Source organism: Pseudomonas rhizosphaerae, from assembly GCF_000761155.1.
Lineage (GTDB): Bacteria > Pseudomonadota > Gammaproteobacteria > Pseudomonadales > Pseudomonadaceae > Aquipseudomonas > Aquipseudomonas rhizosphaerae.
In genome coordinates, this window is the sequence record NZ_CP009533.1 from 3373850 (window position 1) to 3399557 (window position 25708).

Annotated in this window: 19 protein-coding genes and 4 pseudogenes; 13 read left to right on the forward strand and 10 right to left on the reverse strand. The window is 55.9% G+C overall.

Features of this window, described 5'->3' with window-relative positions; genetic code table 11:
- Positions 1 to 151 precede the first annotated feature (151 nt).
- A complete protein-coding gene (locus tag LT40_RS14985; protein WP_148308566.1) occupies positions 152 to 1126 on the reverse strand; it encodes a hypothetical protein in 975 nt (324 codons plus the stop codon).
- A 717-nt stretch (positions 1127 to 1843) separates the two neighbouring features.
- Between LT40_RS14985 and LT40_RS14990 the strand changes: the two are divergent.
- From LT40_RS14990 to LT40_RS21875, 9 genes and pseudogenes are all read left to right on the forward strand, one after another.
- Positions 1844 to 2448, forward strand: a pseudogene (locus LT40_RS14990) (tyrosine-type recombinase/integrase); the annotation flags it as partial.
- A gap of 929 nt (positions 2449 to 3377) precedes the next feature.
- Positions 3378 to 4357 (forward strand): annotated as a pseudogene (locus LT40_RS14995) (integrase domain-containing protein).
- Positions 4354 to 4629 (forward strand): annotated as a pseudogene (locus tag LT40_RS21870) (hypothetical protein). The pseudogenes LT40_RS14995 and LT40_RS21870 overlap by 4 nt, the downstream one beginning before the upstream one ends.
- 1080 nt (positions 4630 to 5709) lie before the next feature.
- Positions 5710 to 6819: a hypothetical protein gene (locus LT40_RS15005; protein WP_043191683.1), complete on the forward strand. Its 1110-nt coding sequence runs from the start codon at positions 5710 to 5712 to the stop codon at positions 6817 to 6819.
- A gap of 24 nt (positions 6820 to 6843) precedes the next feature.
- Positions 6844 to 7404 (forward strand): winged helix-turn-helix domain-containing protein, encoded by a 561-nt coding sequence (locus LT40_RS15010; protein WP_043191686.1) that lies wholly within the window; start codon positions 6844 to 6846, stop codon positions 7402 to 7404.
- A gap of 112 nt (positions 7405 to 7516) precedes the next feature.
- Complete coding sequence (locus LT40_RS15015; protein WP_043191689.1) at positions 7517 to 7873, forward strand: YegP family protein; 357 nt, start codon at positions 7517 to 7519, stop codon at positions 7871 to 7873.
- Between the two features lie 208 nt (positions 7874 to 8081).
- Positions 8082 to 9173, forward strand: a complete 1092-nt coding sequence (locus LT40_RS15020; RefSeq protein ID WP_043191691.1) for a multiubiquitin domain-containing protein — start codon at positions 8082 to 8084, stop codon at positions 9171 to 9173.
- Entirely contained in the window at positions 9170 to 10552 is a 1383-nt protein-coding gene (locus LT40_RS15025; protein ID WP_043191693.1) for a ThiF family adenylyltransferase, read from the forward strand. The genes LT40_RS15020 and LT40_RS15025 overlap by 4 nt, the downstream gene beginning before the upstream one ends.
- Before the next feature lie 101 nt (positions 10553 to 10653).
- On the forward strand, positions 10654 to 10890 hold the full coding sequence (locus LT40_RS21875) for a ubiquitination-like system serine protease family protein (protein WP_237749330.1): 237 nt from the start codon (positions 10654 to 10656) through the stop codon (positions 10888 to 10890).
- Positions 10891 to 12765: 1875 nt separating this feature from the next.
- Here the strand turns inward: LT40_RS21875 and LT40_RS15035 are convergent.
- Complete coding sequence (locus tag LT40_RS15035; RefSeq protein WP_043193734.1) at positions 12766 to 13209, reverse strand: carboxymuconolactone decarboxylase family protein; 444 nt, start codon at positions 13207 to 13209, stop codon at positions 12766 to 12768.
- A gap of 116 nt (positions 13210 to 13325) precedes the next feature.
- Between LT40_RS15035 and LT40_RS15040 the strand changes: the two genes are divergently transcribed.
- On the forward strand, positions 13326 to 14240 hold the full coding sequence (locus LT40_RS15040; protein WP_043191695.1) for a LysR family transcriptional regulator: 915 nt from the start codon (positions 13326 to 13328) through the stop codon (positions 14238 to 14240).
- Between the two features lie 98 nt (positions 14241 to 14338).
- Here the strand turns inward: LT40_RS15040 and LT40_RS15045 are convergent, their stop codons facing one another.
- From LT40_RS15045 to LT40_RS21325, 6 genes are all read right to left on the reverse strand, one after another.
- Positions 14339 to 15220, reverse strand: coding sequence for an alpha/beta hydrolase (locus LT40_RS15045; protein WP_202807707.1), 882 nt, complete (start codon positions 15218 to 15220; stop codon positions 14339 to 14341).
- A 192-nt stretch (positions 15221 to 15412) separates the two neighbouring features.
- Entirely contained in the window at positions 15413 to 17833 is a 2421-nt protein-coding gene (locus LT40_RS15050; RefSeq protein ID WP_043191697.1) for a TonB-dependent siderophore receptor, read from the reverse strand.
- 108 nt (positions 17834 to 17941) lie between these two features.
- Positions 17942 to 18895 carry a FecR family protein gene (locus tag LT40_RS15055; RefSeq protein WP_043191700.1) on the reverse strand — a complete coding sequence of 318 codons (954 nt, stop codon included), beginning with the start codon at positions 18893 to 18895 and terminating at the stop codon, positions 17942 to 17944.
- Positions 18892 to 19389 carry an RNA polymerase sigma factor gene (locus LT40_RS15060; protein ID WP_043191702.1) on the reverse strand — a complete coding sequence of 166 codons (498 nt, stop codon included), beginning with the start codon at positions 19387 to 19389 and terminating at the stop codon, positions 18892 to 18894. Before LT40_RS15060 ends, LT40_RS15055 begins: the two co-directional genes overlap by 4 nt.
- A 109-nt stretch (positions 19390 to 19498) precedes the next feature.
- Entirely contained in the window at positions 19499 to 20338 is an 840-nt protein-coding gene (locus LT40_RS15065; protein ID WP_043191705.1) for an alpha/beta hydrolase, read from the reverse strand.
- Positions 20339 to 20530: 192 nt separating this feature from the next.
- Positions 20531 to 20764: a DUF1127 domain-containing protein gene (locus tag LT40_RS21325; RefSeq protein ID WP_043191708.1), complete on the reverse strand. Its 234-nt coding sequence runs from the start codon at positions 20762 to 20764 to the stop codon at positions 20531 to 20533.
- 95 nt (positions 20765 to 20859) lie between these two features.
- Here LT40_RS21325 and LT40_RS15075 point away from each other — a divergent pair, with 95 nt between their 5' ends.
- Both LT40_RS15075 and LT40_RS15080 read left to right on the forward strand, forming a co-directional pair.
- On the forward strand, positions 20860 to 21714 hold the full coding sequence (locus LT40_RS15075; RefSeq protein ID WP_043191711.1) for a LysR substrate-binding domain-containing protein: 855 nt from the start codon (positions 20860 to 20862) through the stop codon (positions 21712 to 21714).
- A gap of 304 nt (positions 21715 to 22018) precedes the next feature.
- Positions 22019 to 22915: a class I SAM-dependent methyltransferase gene (locus LT40_RS15080; RefSeq protein ID WP_052393446.1), complete on the forward strand. Its 897-nt coding sequence runs from the start codon at positions 22019 to 22021 to the stop codon at positions 22913 to 22915.
- Between the two features lie 49 nt (positions 22916 to 22964).
- Here LT40_RS15080 and LT40_RS22085 read toward each other — a convergent pair whose 3' ends face one another.
- Positions 22965 to 23672 (reverse strand): methyl-accepting chemotaxis protein, encoded by a 708-nt coding sequence (locus LT40_RS22085; RefSeq protein ID WP_420329694.1) that lies wholly within the window; start codon positions 23670 to 23672, stop codon positions 22965 to 22967.
- Between the two features lie 159 nt (positions 23673 to 23831).
- Positions 23832 to 25037, reverse strand: a pseudogene (locus LT40_RS22090) (FIST signal transduction protein); the annotation flags it as partial.
- Positions 25038 to 25245: 208 nt separating this feature from the next.
- On the opposite strand from LT40_RS22090, the gene LT40_RS15090 reads away from it, so the two are divergent.
- Positions 25246 to 25647: a type II toxin-antitoxin system HicB family antitoxin gene (locus LT40_RS15090; RefSeq protein ID WP_043191715.1), complete on the forward strand. Its 402-nt coding sequence runs from the start codon at positions 25246 to 25248 to the stop codon at positions 25645 to 25647.
- Positions 25648 to 25708: the final 61 nt, after the last annotated feature.

The following is a 25708-nucleotide window of genomic DNA, read 5'->3' on the forward strand; positions in this document are numbered from 1 at the left end:
GAAGCGGGCGATCACCCTAGTTCGAGCACTACCCGCGGCGTGCTTGAGTTCGCGTTTAAGGGTACGACATCGTTTGGTCATCAGACACCTCTCTAGGACAAGCATTTTCGCCTAGATGGGTGTCCAATCTCATCAGACCACTACATTGCTTTTATGGGTTGGTTGCCGGAGGGGGTAGACCAATCAAGCCCTTTAACTCCTCAATCGAATGGTCAGATGGATCCCACCGGACGACCTCATGCTTGAGAGTGCTGATTAATCCGTCCACTGAACGGACCTTGTAACATAAATCCCTAAGTATTCGAGCCATCTTCAGTTCATTTTGATCCGGAACACGATAGCGGGTTACCACCTCAATATAACACTCGTTACGCCCATCATAAATTTCACGATTGACGCCGCTACGCAGCACGACTAGGCGCAGATCTTCCTTGCTTTCGAAGTCCGGTAGCAGGTGGCTATAGCTGTCAATGACGCAATTCTCAACGATTGCCAGATGGAATAATAAAGAGTCGCTTTCTAATTCAAATTTCTTATTATAAGTAGAGTAATCAAGGACATTGACTAGTAAGCCTTCCAGCACTGCAGTCAAGCGTTCACAGTACTCGCTAAGCACCACGTCCTTCTTGAACGAGGCGATCTCTAGAGATGCCTTGGAATGAATAAAACACAGCAGCGTATCAATGAAGATATTCACATCTTTTTCTAGCGCCAAAATGACCCTGAGATTTGCATTCGACTCGACTAATCTACGACTTTTATAGTCCCGACTGTGGTTGCCTATCCTGTCTTCTAGAATTGCCAGCAATTCGTTAGCAGCTACCGATAGACTCTCGCACTTGGGCAGCCGGATCCGGAAGTCGCTGTATGATATGGAGTCATGCCAATAGCTGTACATAGACTTATATTTGCTGATAACCGCCTGATCACCGGCATCCTTGTGCAACGCGTGAAGCGTCTCAATCACCGGTGCAAAATCAACTAGAACCCGTTCCTGGTGATCCGTGGGGCGCACCATCTCAAAAAACTCAGGAATTGAGAGGCTTTCTGAGAGGTATCCTATCTGACCATTGGCTTTTCTAAGCCCTACAAACAGTTGTGTGTTTTTTCCTTTTTCGCCTTCCATTTCACACCTATTGGTCAAGAAAAAATGATTATTACTCACGCCATCGCCGCAGTAGAACAGGTCATTGGTCTGTCCGGGATTGGATAAGGAGAATTATGCTAGACCAATGTACTGCGGGTGCAAAGCTTAGTAGTGAGAAGCGGAATACCCACCTTCGCTGCCTGAAACTCAAACTGGTTCGTCAGAGTCGCCTTTGGCAATGTCCGCTATGGGGCGTCCGCTGCCTGTCGCCACGGCAGCTTTTGGCGGACTCCTACCTATTCTCGAAGGAGGGGATGATCAACAACGTTCGAATTCGGGAGGTTTAGCATTCCGTATGCGGCTCTGAATTACTTGCAGACCGACAACGTGCTGACATCTAAAAAATCCCGAGTTCGATTCCACCGAACGCCATAACTAGCTGATTTTTTTATAGTTACTAGTTGGGGTACGCCGAATTTTCCAGCGAACTCCAGATGCCCGAAAAACCTACTCTCGCCGAAACATACCGTTCGTCTGGTACCGGCACCATAGTTTGGACGAGAAAGGCTCACCGCAAGGTGGGCCTTTTTTGTTTGTGGTTTTTGTGGGTGTCCGGCCCGCGCACAACCCCTGTAGGAACGGTCCTTGTGGGAGCGGTCCGTGGCCGCGAAGGCGTCGGTTCAGTCGCCACCGCCTTAGCTCCTATCAAATATCTCCCTCCCACCCGCATGCAAACGCCGCGCAGAATTCCGGCGACTATGGCTTTACGTGTTTGTGCGCCCTAGCGAACTACGCTTCGCAAAGTGGTGCGATTTCGACCTCAAGCGCGGCATCTAAGAAATCCCCAACACCCGCCCAGCGCTGGACGCTGTACCCTTTTCCACACTAGGTACAAAATGGCCGGAGACATTCACCTTGTACCCTTATCCCCGCAAGCAGTGACCTTGCTGGAGCAGATCTACAAGATCACCGGCAAATTCGACCTCGTGTTTGCCGGAGTTGCCAAGCCATGGAAACCGATGTCCGAGAACACGGTGAACGCTGCGTTGAGGACGATGGGCTACGACGGTAAGGTGGACATCTGCGGCCACGGCTTTCGCTCCATGGCGTGCAGCGCACTGATCGAGTCCGGATTGTGGTCGGAGACGGCCATCGAGCGCCAGATGAGCCATAAGGAGCGCAACAATGTGCGCGCCGCGTATATCCACAAGGCCGAGTTCCTTAAGGAGCGCCGGATGATTATGATTTAGTAGAGCCGGTTTCTGGAGGCGAACCGCGAGGACCATGTGACGCCGAATGAATTTGCCAAGCGGTTGGGTGAGAACGTCACGCGCATTTGCACTGCTAGGTGGGCCGAGTAGCCCGCCGCCCCACCGCTACAAACCCGCTGTGAAGTTACACGCCGCGCCGCATGAAGCTCCTCCTCGCGGGTCCTTTTAAACGGGGCTGCAAAGCCGCCTCGATTAAAAGGACCAAACCGTAGAGAAAAACAGCTGGCACAGCTTAGCGTCTGTGGAAAATCAGTATTGCCCACCGGGGGATAGTTTTATCCACAGGCGCTAATTATCTGAGTTCAGGCCGCTTGACGACTCTTGTCCACAGGCGTAAACCAGAAATTGCAAGCGCTGCTGAAGCAGCAAAATGTGGCCGGAAACCTGAAAGGTCACGCCCCTCGTGAGGCGGTTCATCCCAAGTACGATTCGCGTCCGGTAGCTCGTACGGTCACTACCCATGTGATGGATGCCTCCTCAACATCGTTGCCACTGCGGCAACCACCCTACCCTTCTGCCCAGCAGCAACCTACCCGCTTGGCCGTTTCGTGTGCGCCAACCCTTTGCCCGTCTCTTTCTCCAGGAAAGAGACGGGCACTCAAACCACTGCTGCAGCCCATATAGAACGGGGCTTTGCCGCAATTCTCCTCGTGACAATCGGCGTGACAAACACCGAAGTCACCAGCAACAGCGATGTAGATGATGGTGACGCAGACCAAGGAATGGACTGCACCTGACTGACAGTCAGACATGCCCCGGTCATTGCATTGCTGCGTTCACCAGGCTCACGATCTTCAGGCGTTGGTTTAGTCAGCCAGCACTGCCTCCACCGGTCCACCGGTAACGGTGTTAAGGAGGCCAGATCATGAGATGCCTTTGCTCCCGGACGTAAGGAGCCGCCAGTCCCGCGTAGTGGACATCCCCACAGGTCGCAGGGGCCTTGATCCCTGATAACTCTCAACACTCCTGGCGGGATGACGGGGGGCGAGGATCGGAGATCGGAAGATGAGGTGACCGACATGGCATTGGTGGGTAGACGCAATGGCCGCAATTTCGGCTACGGCAGGCAACTGAGCTAGCAGGGCCGCAGGCGTTGAAAGAGATGTTCAGCGGCGGCCACTACGGCACGGTCAAGGCACACTGTGATCGGTGGCAGACATTCGTGAAGTGGTGCCGCTCAGAACAGGGGCCCGGCATCAATGATTCGCGGCAGATTGATCGAGAGATCTTGGTAGATTACGCAGCGTACCTGCGCGACCTGATTATGCGCAGTGACCTTGCTGTCAGCACCGCACAAAACCGCCTATCCAGCGTTAACAGGACCCTGGCAGCGCTTCGCGGTGATCAGTACGTGACATTGCCCAGTCCGAGCAAGGCTTTGGGTATGCAGCGCACCGGGGTTCGACAGTCGGTGCCGCAGGGCCAAGACCGCGAACAGGTTAAACAGATCGTCGATGTGCTTTGCCGCCATCATCAACTACGGGCCGCCGCGATTGTCTTGTTGGGGCGAGCTACCGACATGCGCTTGCGTGAGACCATCCTAGCCGGCTTGCTACGGCTGAGCCGTGAGGCTAACGGCCTAGGCAGGATCAACATCCAGGATGGCACCAAAGGCGGCCGAGCTGGCGCCTCAGCTCCACGATGGATTGCGGTGGACCACCATACTCAAGACGCACTTGGGTTTGCACGGCAGGTGTCGCCTAGTGTTAGCCGTAGCCTGATTGCGCCAGACGAAAGCTATCTGAATGTTCTGCAGGAAATCGTCCGCCCAGCACGGGACATCCTGCATGCGCACAACCTCAAAGGCTTTCATGAGCTAAGGGCGGCGTACGCATGTGAACGCTATGAGCAAATCGCCCAACACCCCGCGCCCATCAACGGCGGCCAATGTTGCCAGGTAGATGGGAAACTTGATCATGAAGCTCGGAGACAGATCAGCTATGTGCTGGCGCACGGGCTTATCGATGTGGTCGCGGCCTACATTGGACGACGCATATGAGTAAGCCATTCGATATGGAACTGTTCTTGGCTGCGGTGCTGACGGGATCGTACGCAACGCGGCAGCGCCATTTACGGCAAGCAAAGCACATCCAAGCGGAGATATCTGAACGCTGGCAGCTAGAAATACCTTGGGGTTGAAAGAAAAAGCATGTTGTTTGATTTCTCAACCATTGACTAGCGAGACCATGCAAGGCGACTCGATATTACTACTTGCTAACAGTGCGGCTGCTGGCTCGTCGTTTAGAAATAGCATGGGTCTTCAAGTGCTAAGAAGATCTGACTTTAACGACCGACCGCAACCGACCCATAACGGACATTAACGGGTGAATCTCTATACCTAGTGACGGCGCGCATATCGACCATTATCTTTGATGACTGGGCCATTGCTCAACAACGTTTTTCGCGATCCAACCGTTCATCAATCACTCGATCGTCAAGCGCGATAGCTTAGAGAAGCGCACGAAGGACGTCGGCGTCGACAACGCGAAGCTCTATCGGTGGATCAAGCGGCTTCGTAATTGGCATGAGGTGCTAGCGCTGATTCCCCGTGAAAGCTGGTACCGCTGATCTCGACCCAAGTGCGTGAGCAGGACGATCGATCTGAAAACAATGTTTTATTGCTATGCAATAACATATTTGTTATGTGACGCCGCCTGATTCTATGGAGCTTGCCCTCCAGTGGCTGCATAGCCCTGGCGTCAAATCGACCCTTGCTTACCACAGATCAGTACCTCCGCAGGCCATAGCTTGCGGACATTAGGAGCTTTTATGACAAGCGCTTCAGCCTCATTCGCTTTTCTCACAGCCCTGGCCGCCCAGACCTTTCGGCTTTACAACCTGGGAGCTCGACCATCACCCTAGGCGAATTGAGCGCTTCAGGTCAGGCGGGCGTAGAACTTCACACCGAGAATGTACTGACATCCGTCGATGTGCTGGGCGAGGATCAGGTTGAGGGAAAAAGCGTGATGAATAGCTGGCAGTTGCTGGGCCAGATGCCTGGTATCCGAATAGCGGAGACAGGCCGGGGGGCCGGGTCAGGTACCCCCAAGCTTGCGAGCAGTGCCTTGCTTAGCTCAGCAAGCACGCAAAGCAAGGCTTGCCAAAAATACTGTATGTACATACAGCAAATACTCATGACGTGGGTGACCCGCGAGAGGGCCCGGCAGCCCACTTCCGCAAACCTGGAGGAAAGCGTAAAAACGCTGGATGGCATTTTGCATCCACCCGTGTAGCTGTATAATTTTCACCACCGCCACAGAATCACCGGCGATCGAGAAGGTCAAATTATTCCAAATAATCTGAACCTCAAGGAAATTATATAACTGCTTTAATATTTAAGTGATACCTCCAATGCCGATACGGAAAAGGATTGCCCAGCTACTCAAAGGAAACCCAGGGCTGAAAGCTCGCGATATTGCGAAAGCTCTGGAGTGCGACCGGAAAGAGGTAACTAAATGCTTATACGACCATCTAGATGTTTTTGTCCAGGATGATAATTTCGTATGGCAGCTAAAGAAGGATGCAAGTTTTGTTTTGGAGTTTACCTCTACAGGGACATGGATAACCCAAGAACACTTTGAGAAGTCACTCTTAAAGTCCGGATCACCGCTAGATGCTATTCATGGGCATGTAGTATTAAAAATTCAGAAGGAACGAAAAGTCCTTCTTTGTGCAGCCGCGCGAATCCTAGCGCTTGCCAATCAACTGATTTTTTCAAAAAAAACAGTTGAAATTGATTTCACAGAGAACAAGTCGACGCTCTCTTACTTGAATCGATCGGGCTTTATCGATCGGCTGGATCGGGCGGTTAAAGTTCTTCCTCGCCGACCGCCTACCTCGGCAGCCCAACAGTACAAAGCCAATAATGCTGGATTGGTAGAGCTGCTAGAGATCAAGCCTAGCAGCAGCGATAACCCAGCGAATGAGAGCGTACCTGAGAGTATCAAGCACAGCTTCGTCGAGGCGTTTGGCGTGCAACATGCCAATAAGCTGTTTACCCTCGTCAGCGAGTTTGTGGGCAATGTAGAGGAACATTCAGACACCCAAATACCTGGGTTTGCCGGGCTACAAAGCTACAGACGTAACGGTTCAACGTGCCTGGTGGCGGTGATTTCGGATTCAGGCAAAGGTATCTGCGCGACACTACGCCCTGCGCTTGATGTGCATTTTCCTGAGATAGCCAACCAGTTCCCAGGCTCGCAAAAAAACTCAGACCCTATGTTGATTATTCATGCGATGAGATATAGAGGGCTGAGCAGACTGGGCAAAGGCAGGGGTGCCGGCTTGAATGCTAGCCAATATCAAGCGGAGAAGTTGAATGCTACGATTAAAATCAGGCAGCAAAATTTTTCTGTAGCGCTTACTTTCAAAAATCAGGGCCTTCATGGTCATGAGTGGTCCTTAGACTTACCGAAACTTTCGGGAACACATATTGTCTTCGAATTTACTCTTGACATTTAAGATATTTCTGGTTAAACTGAAGAAATGAACGAGAATATTAGAATTATAGACCTTCGGGATTTCACGGACGGAAGCAACCCCTACGGTACAGCTAGGGGTAGGAAGGCTCATGCTCAATTAATTGATTTTATTGATTCAAAGATGAAATCAAAAACAATTGGTATATCCCTCAAGAGAATTGAAGGCGCTGACATTTCCTTTCTCCGTGAATGTTTAATCTACACCTTTAAACGATACGCTAAACAGATAGCGTTTTTTGTTAGAGATATTGCAGATGAAGACATAATCGACAATCTAAATGGTGCAGCTTTATCAGGTGACTACATAGTTACGTGCTGGACCAGCAACAAATGCTTCTTCGTCGGCCCTAAACCATCCGAGTCCAGCAGAGCCCTTCTGGACGCCGTTACCCAGAAGCGATCAGCGACCACTGTCCAAATCGCCCAAGCTCTAGATATGAGCGTTCAGAACGCTAGCACCCGCCTCAAACGTCTATCCGAGGACGGCTTCTTGGTGAGAGCTGAGATGACCGCTGAAAGCGGCGGGAAAGAGTTCGTCTACCACGTGATTGGCAATTCTGCTTAAATGGGTTGCTTTATCGAGAAAATGAGGTATGCTCTTGCCGTGTCTCTTTTTTTGAGTTCTGGTTAAACCGGATCATTGATTGAGATGGGTACGGTGACTAGGAGGACCCTGCATGAAAGCGCACTACGAGATTCACGAGTCGAAAAATGGCGAAATGCGCTTTCAGCTCAAAGACCCCAAAGGAATGGTGATCCTCTCCAGCACCGTGTACACCAGTCGGGCCAGCTGCGGTAAGGGAATTGAGTCCTGTCGTGAGCACTCTCCATTCGACCGGTTCTACAGCAGGAGCGAGACAGGGGAGCATTCATTTAGCTTGAGGTCGTCCAACAACAGGATCATCGGCCACGGAGGCAAGCAAGCCACCGCTAATGATCGGGACGCAGTGATTTCAGCAGTTAAGAAATATGCGCCGACAGCGCAAATCGTCAACTACAGCGAAGAAGGAGAGGGAAAATGTAAAGCCACCTGACCGAAGAAAAACTTCGTAGATGAGATACCGGAAAGCGAGTGCAATCGCCGTACGGTGGAGTGGAATGCTTCAAGCGAACAACAGTATTCCCATGTTCCGCACATCAGTCAAGCATCGACTGCAGAACTTCTCAGCTACGGCAATGAACTGGATCGCCCCTCGGCGACCCGAAGCCGCTATGCGCGGAATTCAAAGGAAATACTGAAATATGAACACTGAAAATCAGCATCATCAACACCATATCACCGTTCAAATTGCTGGCGATGACCTGCAGTTCCGTCCGGTTCATCTGGAAGATCGCACTCCCACTGGAGCGCAAATTGCGGCGGCGGCAGACTTCACGCCTGATCAATTGCCGGTCATCCTCCAACTGCTGCCCTCGGGGGCTCTTGAAGACATTCGCCCGGACGAGATTGCCAAGATCACTGATGACCTGAACCGTTTCATCGTGGTCGAGTCGGATCGGAAATACCTTCTGACCGTGGATGGCGCCCGATTTGAATGGCCATGTCACCATATCTCCGGTCAAACCATCCGCATCCTGGCGGACATCGCAGACAACAAGCGGCTGCTGCTCGAACGTGAAGACGAAGCTGACAAAGATATCGAGAACAACGAGTTCGTTGACTTGGACGAGCCGGGGGTCGAGCGCTTCATCACCCGTAAAGCCATCTGGAAGCTGAATGTCCAGGGTGTGGTTTACGAGTTCGAGACGCACACGGTGAGCGTTGGTGAGGCCATGATCAAAGCCAAACTCGATACGAACCAAGCCTGGCAGATCTTCCTCATGGTCAGTGACCAGCCGAAGAAGGAGCTCACCATCAATGACGTGATCGATCTGCGCGCCCCAGGTATCGAGAAGCTTCGGTTGACTCAAAAGGACGTAAGTAACGGCGAGGTCCCGCAGGTACCACGCCGTGAGTTCAGTCTGCTGCCAAAGGACGAGCAGTATCTGAACGCGGCGGGCCATCAATGGGAAACCCGCTTGAACACTGACGGTGGTCGCTGGCTGGTGATCAACGACTACCAACTTCCTCCTGGTTACTCCCACGCAATGGTTCAGCTGGCACTGAACGTGCCGGCTGGCTATCCAGCCGCAATGCTCGACATGTTCTACGTCCATCCAGCAGTGCGACTGGCGAACGGGGCAGAGATCGCTCAGACCCAAATGGTGGGCCACATCGATGGCGTCAAGTTCCAAGGCTGGTCCCGTCACCGGGCTTGGAATCCGGCAACGGACAACATCACCACCCAACTCGCGATGGCAGACGGTTGCATCATGAAGGAGGTAGGCCTGTGAAAGCCCATTCTCGTCTGGTGCTGACGGACGAGATCCATACCTCGCTTCGGGAACACCTGTTCCCGGGCGACGGTAAGGAAGCCGCAGCCATCCTCATTTGCACTTGCTCGCTTGGCAGCAACCTGAAACTTCTCAGCCAAGAGCTGATTTTGGTACCGCACAAGGAGTGCTCAGTCCGTACTCCTGACTCACTCACCTGGCCAGGCAAGTACCTAGAGGACGCCATCGATAGAGCGCTCGTGGGCGCGCGCTCAATCATTTTGGTCCACTCCCATCCTGGCGGTTTGTACGAGTTCTCTTGGGTCGACGATGCGAGCGATGCCAGCACTATGGTTTCGCTAGCTCAGGGGGTGGAGTCCATTCACGGCTCGGCCATCATGGTGCCGTGCGGAGCTATGCGCGCGCGCATTTATCATCCTGACCAAACGTGCGAAGACATTGAGCTGGTCACGGTCCCCGGAGACACGATCCTTTTCTGGTCGAACGACGCGGAAGAGCACCTAACGCCTCCTATGGCATTTACTTCGCAGATGACCCACGCACTCCAGCGACTGACGGTCGCGGTGATTGGGGTCTCAGGCACCGGCTCGATCGTCGCGGAGCAAGTGACCCGCTTGGGGTTTGGCAAAGTCATCCTGGTTGATCATGACCATGTTGAAGAGAAAAACCTTAATCGTATCCTCAACTCGACTATCGCCGATGCCCAGTCAAAACGCCCTAAAGTTGAGATGTTTGCAGAGGCCATCGAGCGGATCCGTGGCCCCAACGTCGCCGAGCCAATTAACAACTCGGTGCTCTCGCGCGAAGCTGTTTTAGCGGTAGCTAACGCTGATGTCATTTTTTGCTGCGTCGATACGCACCAAGGCCGGATGATCTGTGATCTGATGGCATCATGCTTCCTAACGCCATTGTTCGACGTAGGGGTAAAAATTCCTACCCGTCCCACCGAGTCAGATGGGAGAGCAATTCACGACGTTCAGGGGCGAATTGACTACGTCAAGCCAGGCGGCGCCACACTGGCCGACCGTAAAATCTACACCCCAGACTCGCTCTACGCTGAGGCACTGCGGAGCACTAACCCCAACGCACATCGTGATCAAGTGGAGCATGGCTACATCTCCGGTGTTCAGGAAGAAGCCCCTTCTGTGATCACGCTGAACATGCGAGCAGCCAGTGCTTGCGTGAACGAGTTCATTGCCCGGGCGTTCCCGTTTCGCGAAGAACACAACTCCAAATATGCCCAAACAAATTTCACGCTGTCTGGGTGCCTGGAGGACTTCGAACACGAGGACTCATTCAGAAAAGCGCCTAACCCTAAACTGGCGCAAGGAGGGAAAGAACCCCTTCTGGGGCTGCCTGACCTCGGAGTACGGCCATGACCTTCTTCCGAAATCTGCTAGCCAACACACTGCTCTGGCTGGAGCCATACCTCCCTCCTCGAAGACTGATCGTCGTCAAGGGAGATTCTCTTCCGGTCAAGATGCCAATTCGCTCGCTCGTACTTGCCAGGGACGGCAGAGAAGACTGGTGCATCGGTTTTCGATGCCCATGTGGCTGCGGCCGAACCATTGAACTGCTTGTGATTGAGGAGGCCCGTCCTCGCTGGAGTTACACGTTGAATCCAGCTGGCCTGCCGTCCCTTCATCCGTCCGTATGGTTGAACAATGGTTGCCGGTCTCATTTCTGGGTCAAAGACGGTCGCATCAAATGGGTGTGATCGCCCTCATGAGTAAAAACTAACGAATGAACGAGGTTAGACCATGACCATACACATGGGCGGCTTGGAAAAACTGGGTAAAAGCATGCAAGCCCAAAACCTGGACATCTAAAAATTCAGGCTCAAAACCGGGGCAGTGAAGTTTGATTGCTTATTTTCCATGCGAGGAGACTATGAGCTTTCACTAACGACACGTGGCGCAAATCCGAGTTTTTTCCTATTCCCCATCACGAAAACATTTCAGATGGCGACCTATCTCAAAGGAGAAAATTCGAACTTGGTAAATGTGCTGCGCACACATGGCCTCTCAATGAAGGGCTTCAGCAGCACACAGTTTTTCAAGGGCTTGGACAAAATCGTCCCAAGCGTCGCCCATACGAACAATGTACCGACGACATCCGAAATCCTTCAGTTGCGACATGACATGGAGGAGCGGGATCGGCCATTCTTTGACACGTGGGTACCTTGGACAACTGGAGGCCCATCCGCTAAGAACAAGAAAAAAACGTTACTGCTGCTGGGTCCTGTTGCCCTCATCTATAGCGAGAAAAACAGCGCATCGTCGAGATGGAGCTCCGTCGAGCTTGATCGGTAGTGCCAATAGACAATGCTATAGACACGAAGGCTGCCGATAAAATCATTTTCAGCGGAGACGCTCTGTGAAAAGCCACACTGCGGGCCCTCATGAAGCACTGTCATAGTTACGGCGACGCCTCTGACGGTCATCATAAAGCCCTTTTCGCTTGGGGCTCTACACTTGGCATCCGCTAACTTAACCCTGATCAGTACCGTGATTCTGAGGTATCGAGAGTGGGAAGGGCAGCTTCGAGACACTTTGTGCCCCTCCCCAGCTATTGTTCGAAAGCGGTGATCTCACTGAAGCGTTCAAAATGTCTTCAGCAGCAGACGTCCTCTTGCATAGCAGCAATCGACAGGGCCCCAATATTCCAGATTCGATTCCACAGAAGGCCATAGCTAGCTGATTTTTTTATAGATACCCTTTGAGGTACGTCGAAAAATCCACCAAATTCCAGTCCCGCCAAAATCGGGGCCTCACAGCAAACAACCGTTCGTCTGGTGCCGCACCATAGTCTGACGAGAAAGGCTCACCGCAAGGTGGGCCTTTTATGTTTGTGGTTTTTGTGGGTATACCCGGCCCACGCGCAACCCCAGTAGGAGCGACCCGTGGCCGCCAAACCTTCGGCCCACTCACCACCGCCCTAAGCCGTTACCCAACATCTCACCAACCCGGCACGCGAACACCGCACACCTACAACTGCGACTACAGTTCTATGAAATCAAGGAAGCCAAACCCACCATGGACACCTCCCTTTTTCCAAATCATCACTGATCATCGTCTCGGCGACAGGCATGTCCAAGGACGCCCTGCACATCCATGGCTGCATGGCGATTTACCTAGCCTTGGTCGTTTTCATACGCCGCTACCTGTTCTACATCGGCTGGGCGGTTGTATTGAGGCTGGCTTGCCCCGGAAAGTGGCTCGATGGACGGATGACATCGCGACATTCGGATACTGGCGATGGGAGGCCAGCGTGCACGACGTTTCGAACACATTATTTTGGCCAACGGTGTTTAAGCTGGGTTGGATGGTGAAAGCACGGTACACGAATGCCAAAAGTGAATATCGTTAGGTGTAGATCATGTTCGGGTATCGTCCATACCCAGGCTTGGGGGCAATCTGTTTGCTTGGTCAACGCTTTGCTACGCTTTTTGCCTAGCAAAAGAATTGCTATGACCACCGCCTTAGTTAGCTACCTGTAAAAAGTGGCTCTGCAGCGATTCTCCTCGCGAGAGCCAGCCTGACAAACACCCAAGTCACCTTAACAAGCGCCACTTACCCCAAAGCGAAAAGAATCACTCCGCCGGCTGCATACCAAACCCAACACCAAACCGGTTCCAAGCATTGATAGTGGCGATGGCAAAGGTGAGGTCAGTCAATTCACGATCGTCAAACTGTCGGGCCACTACTCTGTAGATTGCCTCGGAAGCGCCATTGTCGGCCAGAAGGGTCAAGGTGTCGGTCCACAGCAAAGCAGCGCGTTCACGGTCTGTGAAAAATGGAGTTTCATGCCAAGCCGAGAGGGCAAACATACGCCGTGGGGTTTCCCCAAGCGCGATGGCATCGCTGGTGTGCTTATCGATGCAATAGGCGCATGAGTTAAGTTGGGAAGCGCGTATCTTGACCAGCTCGTGCAGCGACTTTTCGAGAGACGATTCGCCCATCGCTTTTTCCAGACCCAGCAGGGCTTTGTAAGTGTGTGGGGCAACGTGTGCATAATTCACGCGTGGGGCGGTCATGGTGATGTCCTCTAAAGTAGCCCGGTGGATGTCCGGGAACGCGCTCACTTTATTGGTCGGGATGTAACTCATAAATCGGCTAAAATCGTAAGCATTAGACGACTATCCGGACAATCATGGCTTTTGACCGACTTGAGGCGATGCGAGCGTTTTGCCGCATTGTTGAATTGGGCAGCTTTACCCGCGCCGCAGAGGCGCTCGCCATAGCAAAGACTACGCTGTCAGGCCAGATTAGGGCTTTGGAGGATCAGCTAGGGCTAAAGCTGCTGCACCGCACTACTCGTCGTGTGACTGCTACCACGGACGGTGCTGCCTATTACGAGCGGGCACGCAGGGTGCTGGAAGACATCGACGAGTTGGAAGCCAGCGTCTTGCAAACGCGCTTCGTCGCGCGCGGCAAGATCAAGGTAGATATGCCTTCGCCCGTAGGCCGTTTCTTGCTGATCCCTGCGCTGCCAAGCTTTGTGAGCGACTACCCGGACATCCAATTGGATCTGGGCTGCAGCGAGCGAGTGGCGGACTTGGTTCAGGAAGGCATCGACTGCGCTATCCGCGGCGGCCTGGTGACCGATCCGGACCTAGTGTGCCGACCCATCGGGCAGATGCGGTTTGCACTGTGCGCATCGCCCATATACCTGAATGAACATCCGCCGGTAAACAGTCCGCAAGACCTCACGCAGTTGCGCTATCTGGCTTTTGTGTTTCCCGCCAGCGGCAGGCAGAACTTGGTGCGGCTGGAATGTAGTGGTCAAAGCGTGCTGATCGAGCAGACTCCAGCTATGCGATTCAACAGCGGTGGTGCCTACATGGCGGCGGCGCAAGCGGGATTGGGCTTTGTGGCCTTGCCGCTGTGCGAGGCACAGGCGTTGCTGGCAGATGGCAAGCTGGTGCAGCTACTGCCGGAGTGGCACTTGCCGAGCATGCCAATGAGCTTGGTATACCCCTATTCAAGGCGCCTGTCCGCCCGCGTACGAGCGTTTGCAGAATGGGCAACGGCAACGATGGGGCAGGATCCGCTCTGGCGTTTGTAGGGCTCGGAACCTGCTGGAACAGCGAGTGGCCACAAGCGTAGTTACAGCCACATCCTGATTACCGTAGGTCATCCCACCCCAACCTCCCCAACCACTCCTCATACCTCCCCGGCCATTCCCTCGTCGGCGCATCCCCCTCCCCAACCCAAACCCATGCCCCCCGTCGCATACCGATGCATCTCCACAGCCACCCCACGCTGCTCACACGCCGCGGCCATGATCAGCGTATTGTGGGGATCCACCACCGAGTCATCCTCCGCCTGCACCAAGAACTCGGGCGGTGTGCTCTCTGTCACGCGGTTCTGCACAGACCACTTAGCCTCTTCTTGTGCCGACGCATCTGCCCCCACCAGTACCTTGTGGGTCGAGGTATAGGTGTAAGGCCGCTCCAACGTGATAGGCGGATAGATCAACGCTGCTCCTTCGGCGACGGCAGCTATCGAATCAATGCTGTCCTGCGCTGCATAGGTCTGAGAATCGCCAAGCGTTGCGGTCATGCCCATCAGATGGCCACCGGCTGAAAAGCCCAGTAGCGAGACGTGGCTTTCCCGGCTGCGGACAATGCGCAGCGCGCGCTGTGCATCTTGCATTGCGACGACGTTGCCGGCGTTCCAGCCTTCACTCGGCAAGCGGTAGGCCAGCACGTACGCGGTGTACCCGCGCTGCGTCAGCCAATCCGCCATGGGCCATCCCTCGCCTCCCAGTTCGATCCGTTTGTACCCGCCACCGGCGGCGACCATCACCGCTTTTCCGTTGGGTTTATCGGGTTTGAAGATTTGAAGATAGGGGCGAACGACGTTGCTTAGAGAGCCATGGGATGTGAGCGTGTTGTCTCCCGACGGGCCGCCTCCGCCTGGCGGCACGCCATTCCACAGCTCGACGGTTTCGCTGGGGGCCGTTGGGTCTTTGGCTTGAAGGGCCGCCAGTTTCAACATCAGCACTGCTGTGCCGGCGCCCAGGATGAAATTGCGGCGTTTCATGGAAGCTCACTCGATCGGTGGACGAGAATTTACGCGCCCTAGTATCTTGTTGAGTGCTTGAGGAAAGCTACCTCACTTTCGACCGACGCCACTGAGCTCCACGTATATTTCAAGCATTCGTGATGGAGGACTCATCCTCACATCACCTCAACATGCACCCTGCCGGGGTGATAACCAAGCAGTCCCAACAGCTCAATACTTCCACGTCACCGACGCCGTCAAATTGCGCGGCGCCCCGTAGTTGGTGGAGCCGGACGATTGATACAGCGAGAGCAAGTACTTGCGATCGGTGAGGTTGTTCAGGTTCAGCGACGTGCTCCAGTGATCGTCGATGTCGTAACTGGCCATTAGGTCGACCAACGCGTAGGCGTCTTGGCGCACATTGCGGTTGGTGTCCACTTCGGTTGCGCTTTGCCATTGGAAACGGGTGCCCACTCTGACGCTGGGCATCTCGGGCAGGCGGTAGGTCAGACTGCCGCGCAGGCTATGGGTGGGAATGTACTTGCGGGTTTCATCGCCATTGGCGTCTTCGATCTGCACGAAGGTATAGCCACCTGCTATGTCCAAGCCCGGTAACGCTTCTCCCAATGCACCCAGTTCGAAGCCACGGCTTTTGAGGTTAGTGCCGCGATACAGGTACTGGCCACCGACGATTTCTCCGGTGAGTTCGGCGACGTTCTGCTGATCGGTCTTGAACGCCGCAGCGGTCAGGGTGAGTCGCTCGTCGAACACGAGTCCCTTGATACCCACTTCCAGGCTCTTGCCTTCAAGTGGAAGGAGCAAGCCACTGCCGGTACTGCGCAGGTATTGCGGTTTGAAGATTTTCGTCCAACTGGTGTACAGGCTCCACTGCGGCGTGAGGTCGTAGACCAGGCCGGTGTAAGGGGTGACTTTGCCGTGGACCCGTGTGTCGTGAGGCGATCCATACCCGGCGCCATCGCCGTCGGCACTGAGCATGCGTGCCCCGGCAATCCAGTGCAGGTCGTCGACAACGCTGAAGCGCGCGCCGGCGAACAGGCTTTTTTGGCGGTCGGTGAACAGCTGGGTGTTGAGGTCGTCGGTGTAGTTCAGCGGCGGTTGCACGACATTGCCGGACAGCGCGTCGGCCAGGCTCACTATTTGGTTGCCGGATGAGTCCCTGTAATGGCCGACCTCGTCGTGGTGGGTTCGCCCGTAGTTGGCACCTAGGGTCAATTCATGTTGCCTGCCGAACAGCGCGAAGGGGCCGGACAGTTTCGCTTCGGCCGTGATCTGCTCTTCCTTGCTGGTGGTGCGGTTGATATAGGCATAGGCCTCGTCGGCGGTGGCGGGGATGGCGTAGAGCATCTTGGTGTCGGAATCTTGCTTCATTCCGGCCACGGTAAGGGTGCTGTTCCAGCCGTTGTCGAACGCGTGGGTCAGCTCGGCGAAGGCGCGCTGAGTCTTCACGTCCCAGTAGGTCCAGGGCTGGCCGACACTGGAGCTGCGGCTGCTGTAGTGAATGCGGTTACCTTGGTAATCGGCGATGGGCAAGGCGCCCCAGGTGCTGCCGTTGGAGTAGCTGTTCTGCTGGGTGAAGCCCACGGTGAGGGTGTCGGCCTCGGACAGGTCGAAGGCCAACAGGCCCGCTGCCACGTTGACCTCATGGCCGTACTGGTCCAGGTAGGAATTGCCCTTGTCGTGGGAGGTGATGAAACGTCCGCGAACATTGCCGCTTTGACTGAGCGGACCCGACACGTCGAAGCCCAAGCGGCGGTTGTCCCATGAACCTACGCTGCTGTCGATCCGCGCCTGGAACGTATCCGTAGGCCGCTTGCGCACCAGGTTGACCGTGGCGGACGGATCGCCGGTGCCGCTCATCAGCCCATTGGCGCCGTGCAGGACGTCGACCTGTTCGAATTCGGTCATGTCCTGATCGCCGACCAGTACACCCCCGGAGAACGGCAGGCTCATGCCGTCGAACTCGAAGTTTTCGATCTTGAAACCGCGTGAAGTGAAGGCCGTGCGATCGGTTTCGAACTGTTCGACGGTCACCGACGGTGCGTTACGCAGCGCATCTTTCACGCTGTTGAGCTGGAAATCGTCCATCTGCTGGCGCGTGACGACGGTGATCGCCTGCGGGGTTTCCTTGTCGCTCAGGCCCAGGCGAGTGGTGCTGGACACAGGGTTTGCCCGGTAGCTCTGGCTTGGGCTGACGCCTGCGTTGTCTTGATACTGGATCTGCGTGGGCGCCAGCAGGATTTCGCTGTTGGCCTGCGTGGCTTGAACCGGCACTAGGTAGACGGTCGTGGCATCCGTTCGAGCGAAGGTGTAGCCGCTGCCTTGCAACAACCTCGCGAGGGCTTCTTCCGTGGAGTAGCGACCTTCCACTGCGGTGCTGCGCAAGGCGCTGTCCAGGTTGCCGTCCAGCAACACGTTCTGGCCCGATTGCTGGCTGAACATCAACAAGGCCTGACGCAATGGTTGGGCAGAAATATTGAGTGATAGCCGCTCTACGGACGTCGCCGCCGCATGGACCGGCGCCCCATGAGCCTGAAGCGCGCCGACGAACAGCGTGCACGCCAATGCGGTGCCCAGCGCGTTGCGCTGCCAGCGGCTGTCGATTCTGGATTCATGGTTGAGTTGCGTTGCCATTGCGGTCATTCCCTAGGAAGTGCTCGAAGATGCGAATACCAATCAGTCAGGCTAAGACGCATGAGCGAGCGCAATTCCCTAAGGCTGCGTGAATTATTTGCTGCGGGATCAGGCGGGATAGATCAGGGTGACGAGGTCGGTGTAGCGATCCACTCGAACGGCCAGGGCTTTGGTGATGGCGTCGAGCATCTGCTCGGGCTTGTTCAAGTTGAGTATCAAACTGACCCGGCGCATGGCCAGTTGCTTGTCCATGATGAAGATTCGGCCTTCGCGCCAGCGTTGCAACTCATCGATGACGGTGAGCAAAGGCTTGTCGAAGAACACCAGCCGTCCGCTGCGCCAGGCGAGGACCTGCTCCAGCTCGGCATGCTGGATGGCGCCGGTACGATCGCTGCTGAAGCGCACCGACAGGCCCTCTCCCAAATCGACCTGCTGGTTGGCCGTCACCACACGGACCGTCTTGCGGTTCACCGCCAGCAGCGCCGATGCGTCATCGCAGGACAGACAGAATCCAGCGTCGGCGGCCACCACCTGCCCCGATCGGCTGTTGACCGTGAACTCGCCAGCCGCCGAGGGCAGCACATTGAAGTAGGCCTCGCCATGAAGCAGTTCCACGGCGCGCCGGGTCGGTGAAAAATCCACATTCAATGCGGTGTTGCCAGCGAGGTCGACAGTGGACCCATCGGGCAGACTGACCGTACGCCGTTCGCCCACGGCGCTGCGGATATCGGCGAACGGCAGGCCCATATCCTTGAGCCATAGCGCCGATGCACAGGCGGTGACGGCTACGGCGCTGGCGGCGATGCCCAGGCCAACGAAGCGTCGGCGGGAAAGTTGTGGGGCAGCCGGTGCCCTGGCGAGTGAGTGCAACTGCGCGGAAACGGCCCACAGGTGCTCGAGCTGGGCGTAAGCCTCGGTATGTCGGGGGTCGGCATCGAGCCAGGCGGCCAACTCCGCCTGCTCGGCGGCAGTGGGCGCGCCGCCCTGAACCAACGCGAACCAGGCGCTCGCCTGATGGCTGATGTCGTCAACGCGCGAGACTGGTGGAGGTTCGGCGCTCATTCGGACATACCGATCTTGATCAGGTCCAAGGCACGAACCATGCGGCTGTAAGCGGTCTTCGACGGGATCCCCAGGCGCTGGCCTATTTCCACGTAGGTCAGGCCTTCCACCCGCACCATCAGAAACACTTCGCGACACGGCGCGGGCATATTCTGAATCACGTCGTTCAACGTATTCAGCTGTTGATGGGCAATCGCCGCTTGTTCAAGGGTGGGCGTAGACGGCTCGAAACTGGAGGTTGTCTTGGCATCGAGGGTTTCGCCTTTACGGTGTTCCTGGCGCCGGGTGTGGTCGATGAACAGATTGCGGGCGCTGGAGAACAGATAGGCGCGGAAATTGGCAATCGGGGTGCGGCCCATCTGTTCGGACAGGCGAATGAAGGTGTCCTGAGTCAGGTCGGCGGCGGTCTCTTTGCAACGCAGGCGACGATCCAGGTAATCCTGGATTTCGCTGCGGTGGGCGAGGTAAAGCGCCTTGAGATCTGAGCCGGACATGAACGCAACCTTGAAAGGCGGAGTGGCAAGGGCAGGAAAATATCACAAAGAGAATCATTTGCGCTTGCGCGCTCCTGCCCGCACTCACACAACCCTGTATATCCCTGCCTTAAAAGCGCCTCGCTCCGATCAGCTCCCCCAGCACCTGGTTGGGGATGCGGAAGGGTATGGACGCATGATCTTCGCCAGGTTCGACCCTAAAGCCGGTTCGCAGTCCGAAGCCTGACAATGCTTGCAGGCGTGAATACAACGCGCTGGCATCCTGGATCGCCTGAACCGAATCGCGCTCGGCCATCACGATGCTCAGGCTTGTCTGCGTCATATCGAGTTGTCCGGCGCGGACGCGCTCGGCGAAAGCGCGTTCAGGCGCCAGTAAGAACTGGTCACGCCACCATAGGCTGGGGCTGACCGCTACAACGTGTTGAAACAGGGTGGGCCGAGTGAACACTGCGTACACACCCAGCATGCCGCCAAATGAGTGCCCGACCAGGCTGCGTTGATCCTCGTCGACCTTGAAGTGCTCGGACACTTTGGGCATCAAGCGCTTCTGGATGAAGTCGAGAAATAGATCTTGGCCACCCTGTGCCGGCGTGTTGCGATCTTGCGGTGCAGGCGGTGTCAGATCGAACGCGCGTCTGTTGAAGTCCAGCGGCGTGTCACTCGGATACCCGATCGCCACCAGAATAGCGCCGCGCAATTTGGCCTGCGCGCGCTTGGCGGCATGGAACGCGGGGAAATAGGCATTGCCATCCAACAGGTAAATCACTGGATAACCACCGGTATAAGGAACATCGCCCTCGGGCAGGCTGATCATGATGCGGTATTCCCGCCCGCCTTCGCTTTTCATCGTCCATTGCTCGGTGCCGTCCAGCGCAACCGGCTGCGCTTGAGCGGCCATCGCTGCACTAAGCAACCATGCGCTCAATACGGTAAATACTCTGCGGATCATGTTTCTGGGCGTTCCTTGCTGTGCAGGCACGTGAGCGTAGGGCGTTGACCTCAGAAGAAGCCGACCGGCAAACCCACGCGGCGGAGAATGCGCTCGGTTGCCAATAAGACGGATGACGGCGTCGTTTGTCTTGATCCGGTGGTGGCCGAGCGGATTATCCCAATGTCTGCCCCTCCTTCAGCGCCCGAGACATCACTTGCAAAACGGATCGTCCCAGAACGGGCGCTCGATCTCTTTATAGATGTCCGCCCGGCTCAGGCCCAGATCCTTGAGCCCGGCGTCACTCATCTGCTCCAGTTGGTGGCGTTGCCGAGTCAGTTCGTACCAGCGCGCAATGCGCTTCCATGGATTCACAAAAAGTCTTACTGGCTCACTCTGGGTGCAGCAGCCATGCGAAGCACAGGCATTCACTGTTTGACCTTTCATCTGCTCATCCTCCGGGTTGATGGCTTGATTCTCTGTTCAGGCTTAACATCAATCCAACGAATGTTTTGAATGCAGTGCATCTCAGAGATTGATCAATGTCCCACTACCAGAGCATCGATTCGGAAGTCCTGCGTACCTTCGTGGCCATCGCCGATGAGGGCGGTTTCACCAAGGCCGGTGAGCGGGTGAACCGCACCCAATCGGCGGTGAGCATGCAGATGAAGCGGCTCGAGGAAGACGTTCTGTGTCGGCAACTGTTCGAGCGCGATGGCCGGCAGGTGAAGCTGACGGCTGAAGGGCAGATTCTGTTGGGCTATGCGCGCCGCATTCTCAAACTGCACAGCGAGGTGTTCACCACCTTGCGCGAGCCGCACATGGTCGGCACCGTGCGCATCGGCACTCCGGACGACTACGCCATGCGCTTTCTGCCGGGGATTCTGTCCGGCTTCGCTCAGGCGTTTCCGCTGGTGCAGGTAGAGGTGCATTGCGAGAGCTCCCGGCAGTTAATGCAACGCAAGGACCTGGATCTGACGATCGTTACCCGTGAGCCCGGCCGCGAGGTGGGCCAGTTGCTGCGGCAGGAACGCTTCGTGTGGGCCGAAGCCGAGGGCTTTTTTCTTCACGAACAAACGCCCGTGCCGCTGGCGATGTTCAATACCGATTGTTTTTGCCGGATATGGGCGTGCAATGCCCTGGACGCCGCGCAGAAGCCCTACCGGATCGCTTATTCCAGCCCCAGTCTCGCCGCAATCATGGCAGCAGTCGGCGTTGGCCTGGCCGTCACTGCGCAGTTGCAGAGCCTGATCACGCCCGGGATGCGGATCATTGGCGAAGCCGAGGGCATGCCCTTGTTGCCGTTGGCCAGCATCATGCTGCTGCGCAACCCCGATACCCGCTCGCCGATGATCAATGCGTTGGCCGAGCATATCGTCGAGGGGTTCAGGCTTTGATCGAGCGGGCTGTTCGTGGCCTGCCAAGTACAGCATCTTGTGAAAAGACCATCGAGACGATGCCTGCACCGCGCGAACGACTTCAACTTGGCTGGTGATATACAGACTGGTTAAAGCCCATGAAATTTTTCATTCAACGATCCAATTCAGTTATTTTTTATTCAGATGTTTGTTTACACCTACTCCAATTATGAAAACAAATAAACATCGATAATCCCGCTGATTCGGCTTGAGCCTGTGCTAGCGTTATCCAAGTATCTATTGCACGTTACTGCTCAGTCGAGTTCAACGGGAAACTTATTACATGTCCGCTCTCCAGACGTTGTTCAACGCGTGCCTTGATGAAATTGAACAGGGCGATCTCGTCAAAGGCTTTACCCAGCTTTCGGAAGCGTTGACGGAACACCGCTTGACGTTGAACGATGACGACTGGACTGCTCAGGTTCTCAAAGTTTTCAGGTCTCATCCGCTCGCTCGGAGCTTGCAGGAAGATCCTTATACTCGCCGCGCCCTGGAGAAGCCTCAAGGTTACGCTGGCGATGCAGTCATGATGGACTACATGAATTTCCAGCAGCCTCCCAGCGGGTGCAGTGAACTGGGCGAGCGCATTTTCCGGGCTGTGGTCGCCAGCCCCAATGGCGCGAGCGTGCGTTGGAGATGCGAGCATCTCGCCGGTCTGATTACCCGTGAGGCCCAGCGTCGAAGCAGTCTTTCCGTGCTGAGCGTGGCGTGCGGTCATTGCCGCGAAGGGTTGATGTTGCAGCCTGCAACCATAGCTCGAATAAAGCGCTTCATCGCTTTGGACCAGGATGCCGAAAGTCTCGATGTTGTCCGAGACACCCTGAAGGCGTTCGTAACACCCGTACGAATGAATGTTAAAGACATCGCCGCCGACCCGAGCCTGGGCGACTTCAATCTTATCTACTCGGCGGGCTTGTTCGACTATCTTCCGGATCATGCCGCAAAGGCGTTGTGCGCTACGCTTTTGCAACGGACGACCTCCGGAGGCACACTTCTCATCGCCAATTTCACACCGGACAATTGGGGGCGCGGGTACATGGAGGCCGTCATGGATTGGCATTTGATCCTGAGAACCAAAGACGCCATGCGCAAGTTGCTACCGGCTAGCCAAGTAGCCAAGTCATATTTGTACTTCGACCCCTACCGTAACGTTATATATCTGGAAATAACCAAAGCGTGACTGCACCGCGGCAAGACAGGATCAGCGGTGCAGGGGGGTCGTTTCATCATCAGCCTCGCGTCAGCCCGGTCAACGTATCTGCGATCCCCTTGGTCCGCCTTGCCGTCCCTTCGGTCGCCTGGCTCGATGCCTCCAAGGTGTCCAGCATTTCTCTTAACGCCCCTACTCCCGTGGACTGGTCTTCGATCTGCTGAGCCACCCGCTGAATCTCGCTGGACAGCAGGTCGATATCCACGCCGATATCCGCCGCATTCTTGCGGGTGATCTCCGCCAGTTTGCGGACCTCGTCGGCGACCACGGCAAAGCCCCTTCCCAGATCGCCTGCGCGGGCTGCTTCGATGGCAGCGTTGAGCGCGAGCAGGTTGGTCTGGCCGGCAATCTGCTGAATCACCTGCACGATGGACTGAATCTGCAGGCTCGAACTGGCCAAGGCGCGCGCCCCGACCACGGCTTCGTCGGCCTGCCGCGCCAGGTCTTCGACGGTGCTGCCGGCTTGGGTGGATACGGTGTTCTGCCGGTCGATGGTGGCGGCCAGATCGTCCATCGAAAGGTGCAGCTCCCCGGAATAATGATTGATCTGGGTGGCCATCTGCTCCTGCTGTTCGCCGGCATCGGCAAGCACCTGGCCCAACGCGGCAAGGCCTTTGAACACGGGGAGGATGCCGGCGTCCAGGCCGCGGGTGTCGAGGGCGCTGGTGAAGTCGTTGCGTTTGAAGGCTTCGATCTGTTTCACCACCACGTGGTTGAGGCCGACCATTTTCTTGAGCTGGCGGCGCAGGAAGAAAGCCTTGAACTCGCCGTAATGGGCGATGAAGTTATCCACATACTCATCGGTGAAGGATGCGCCTTTGGCGACGCGGAAGAAGAAGATCGCGGTCAGGGTCTGATTGAGATTCAGGCCGAGGATTTCACCGAAGGTCGAGAAGCCCACCACCGGTACATCACCAAACAGGCCGCGCATGCTGCCCAGGTCATTGGCGTTGTTGAGCCTGCGCAGAATGCAGTCATTGAGGATGGCAGCCACCGGTTGGCCGCCCTTGCCTTGCAGGAACTGTCGGTAGTCTTTTTCCGTGGCCTGACGCAGCGGTGTGCGCTTGACCATGACCAGCTCTTCGCCCGGCGCAACGTCGCAGAACAGTTGGATGATCTGTTGGGTATGGTCGATACGGGCAATGGAGCGCACGAACAATTCGTTGCCCACGCGGATGGCGAAGGAGTACTCGGCCAGGTTCTTTTCCAGGGAATGGCTGTCGCACTTGAACGCGTTGCACAGGGCCTGGACCATGCTCATGATGTTGCCGCTGCTGTCGATCACCTGATCGATGGTGCGGTCTTCGACGGAGGCGGTGAGCACGCTGAACGTCAGCCCGGCCGGTTCGAAGTTCTGGCTCTTGAACACACCGAAACGGATGTCCGGTGCGGTCTTGAGAAAGACGATCTGGGCGTGGTTCTGGTAGCTGCGCTTGCCGTCGTGGATCAGGGTTTTCTGGAAGTCCGACTTGCCGCCCGCAGAGCCGCCGACGAACAGGCAGGGGAAGCGGCCTGACTCATAGAGCGCTTCCATGAAGAACGATTCGGAAGCCGACAGCCCGTCGAAAATCACGTAGGCCAGGGTGTCGCGATGGTCGATGGCCGTGCTGACCTGTACACGCTTGATGTTGTTGACCAGCTTCGCGATGCGCTCGCGCATCTCCATGCGTTTGCCGCCGTTGCGGATGTCTTCGCACTCCAGCGGCACCATGACCACTTCTGCCGAAGCGATCACGTTGCGCTCGAAGCACTGCAGCACGATGCGGTCCCAGTGCTCGCCCGCCGCGCAGTACAGACTGTCCGCGCTGTTGCACAGCTCGCCTGAAGTGGTGCACAGGCTGATAGTGCCATTGGGAAAGCGCTGCCGAACGCTGGCCGCGACCTTGTCGATATCCAGGTGGGGCGAGACGAAGCCCGTCACCAGCACGGGATCCGCGCGCAGACCGGCCAGGGCGCGATCCAGCTCACTGGCTGTGCAGCTCAGGCTCACGGCACCCTGGCTGAGTGCGCGGGCGGGGTTGAAGCGTTTGAAGAGGTTCATCACATGGCTCGCTAGAAAGGTTGCACAGCGCACGCGGGGCGTGGCTTGCATTGCTGTCGCTATCGGCCATGGGGAGGTGGACTTGATGCAGGTGGTCGGGTTTGTGGGGATCTAGGCTGCTGGTTGGACATTTCTGGAAACGCCTGGGTTTTCAGGCGAAACGGCATACCCGTTATCTTGAAAAGGCTTGGGGCAAATCAGGGAAGCCCAAGCGCATTCAGTTCTAAAAACCTATGTACAAAAAGTGTCTGGAGATGCCATGCGCTACCCAATCTGCATCGAGTGGGGCGATGAAACTACAGCCGTCGGAATTCAGGTGCCCGACATTCCTGGCGCCATCACCGCTGCCGACACGTTCGAAGAGGCCTACGGTGCTGCGATCGAGATCGCTCATATCATGCTGGAGGAACTTGCGGCTCGTGGAGAGCGTATTCCTCTCCCAAGCGCGACGGCAGTCCTTCGTAACGACGCCGAATACACGGACATGGGCTGGGGAATGCTCGATATCGATATAACGCCTTACTTGGGCAAGACCGAAAAGGTCAACGTCACACTGCCTGGATTCGTGATTTCGCAGATCGACCGATTTGTTCGTGAGCACAATGTCAAAAGTCGATCTTCTTTCTTGACCGATGCGGCACTTGAAAAACTAGGGCGTTGAGCAAAAAACCGGGACCGCGGGAACCTGTATCCCTGTAAAGCAGCGACCCGGAACAAGGCCG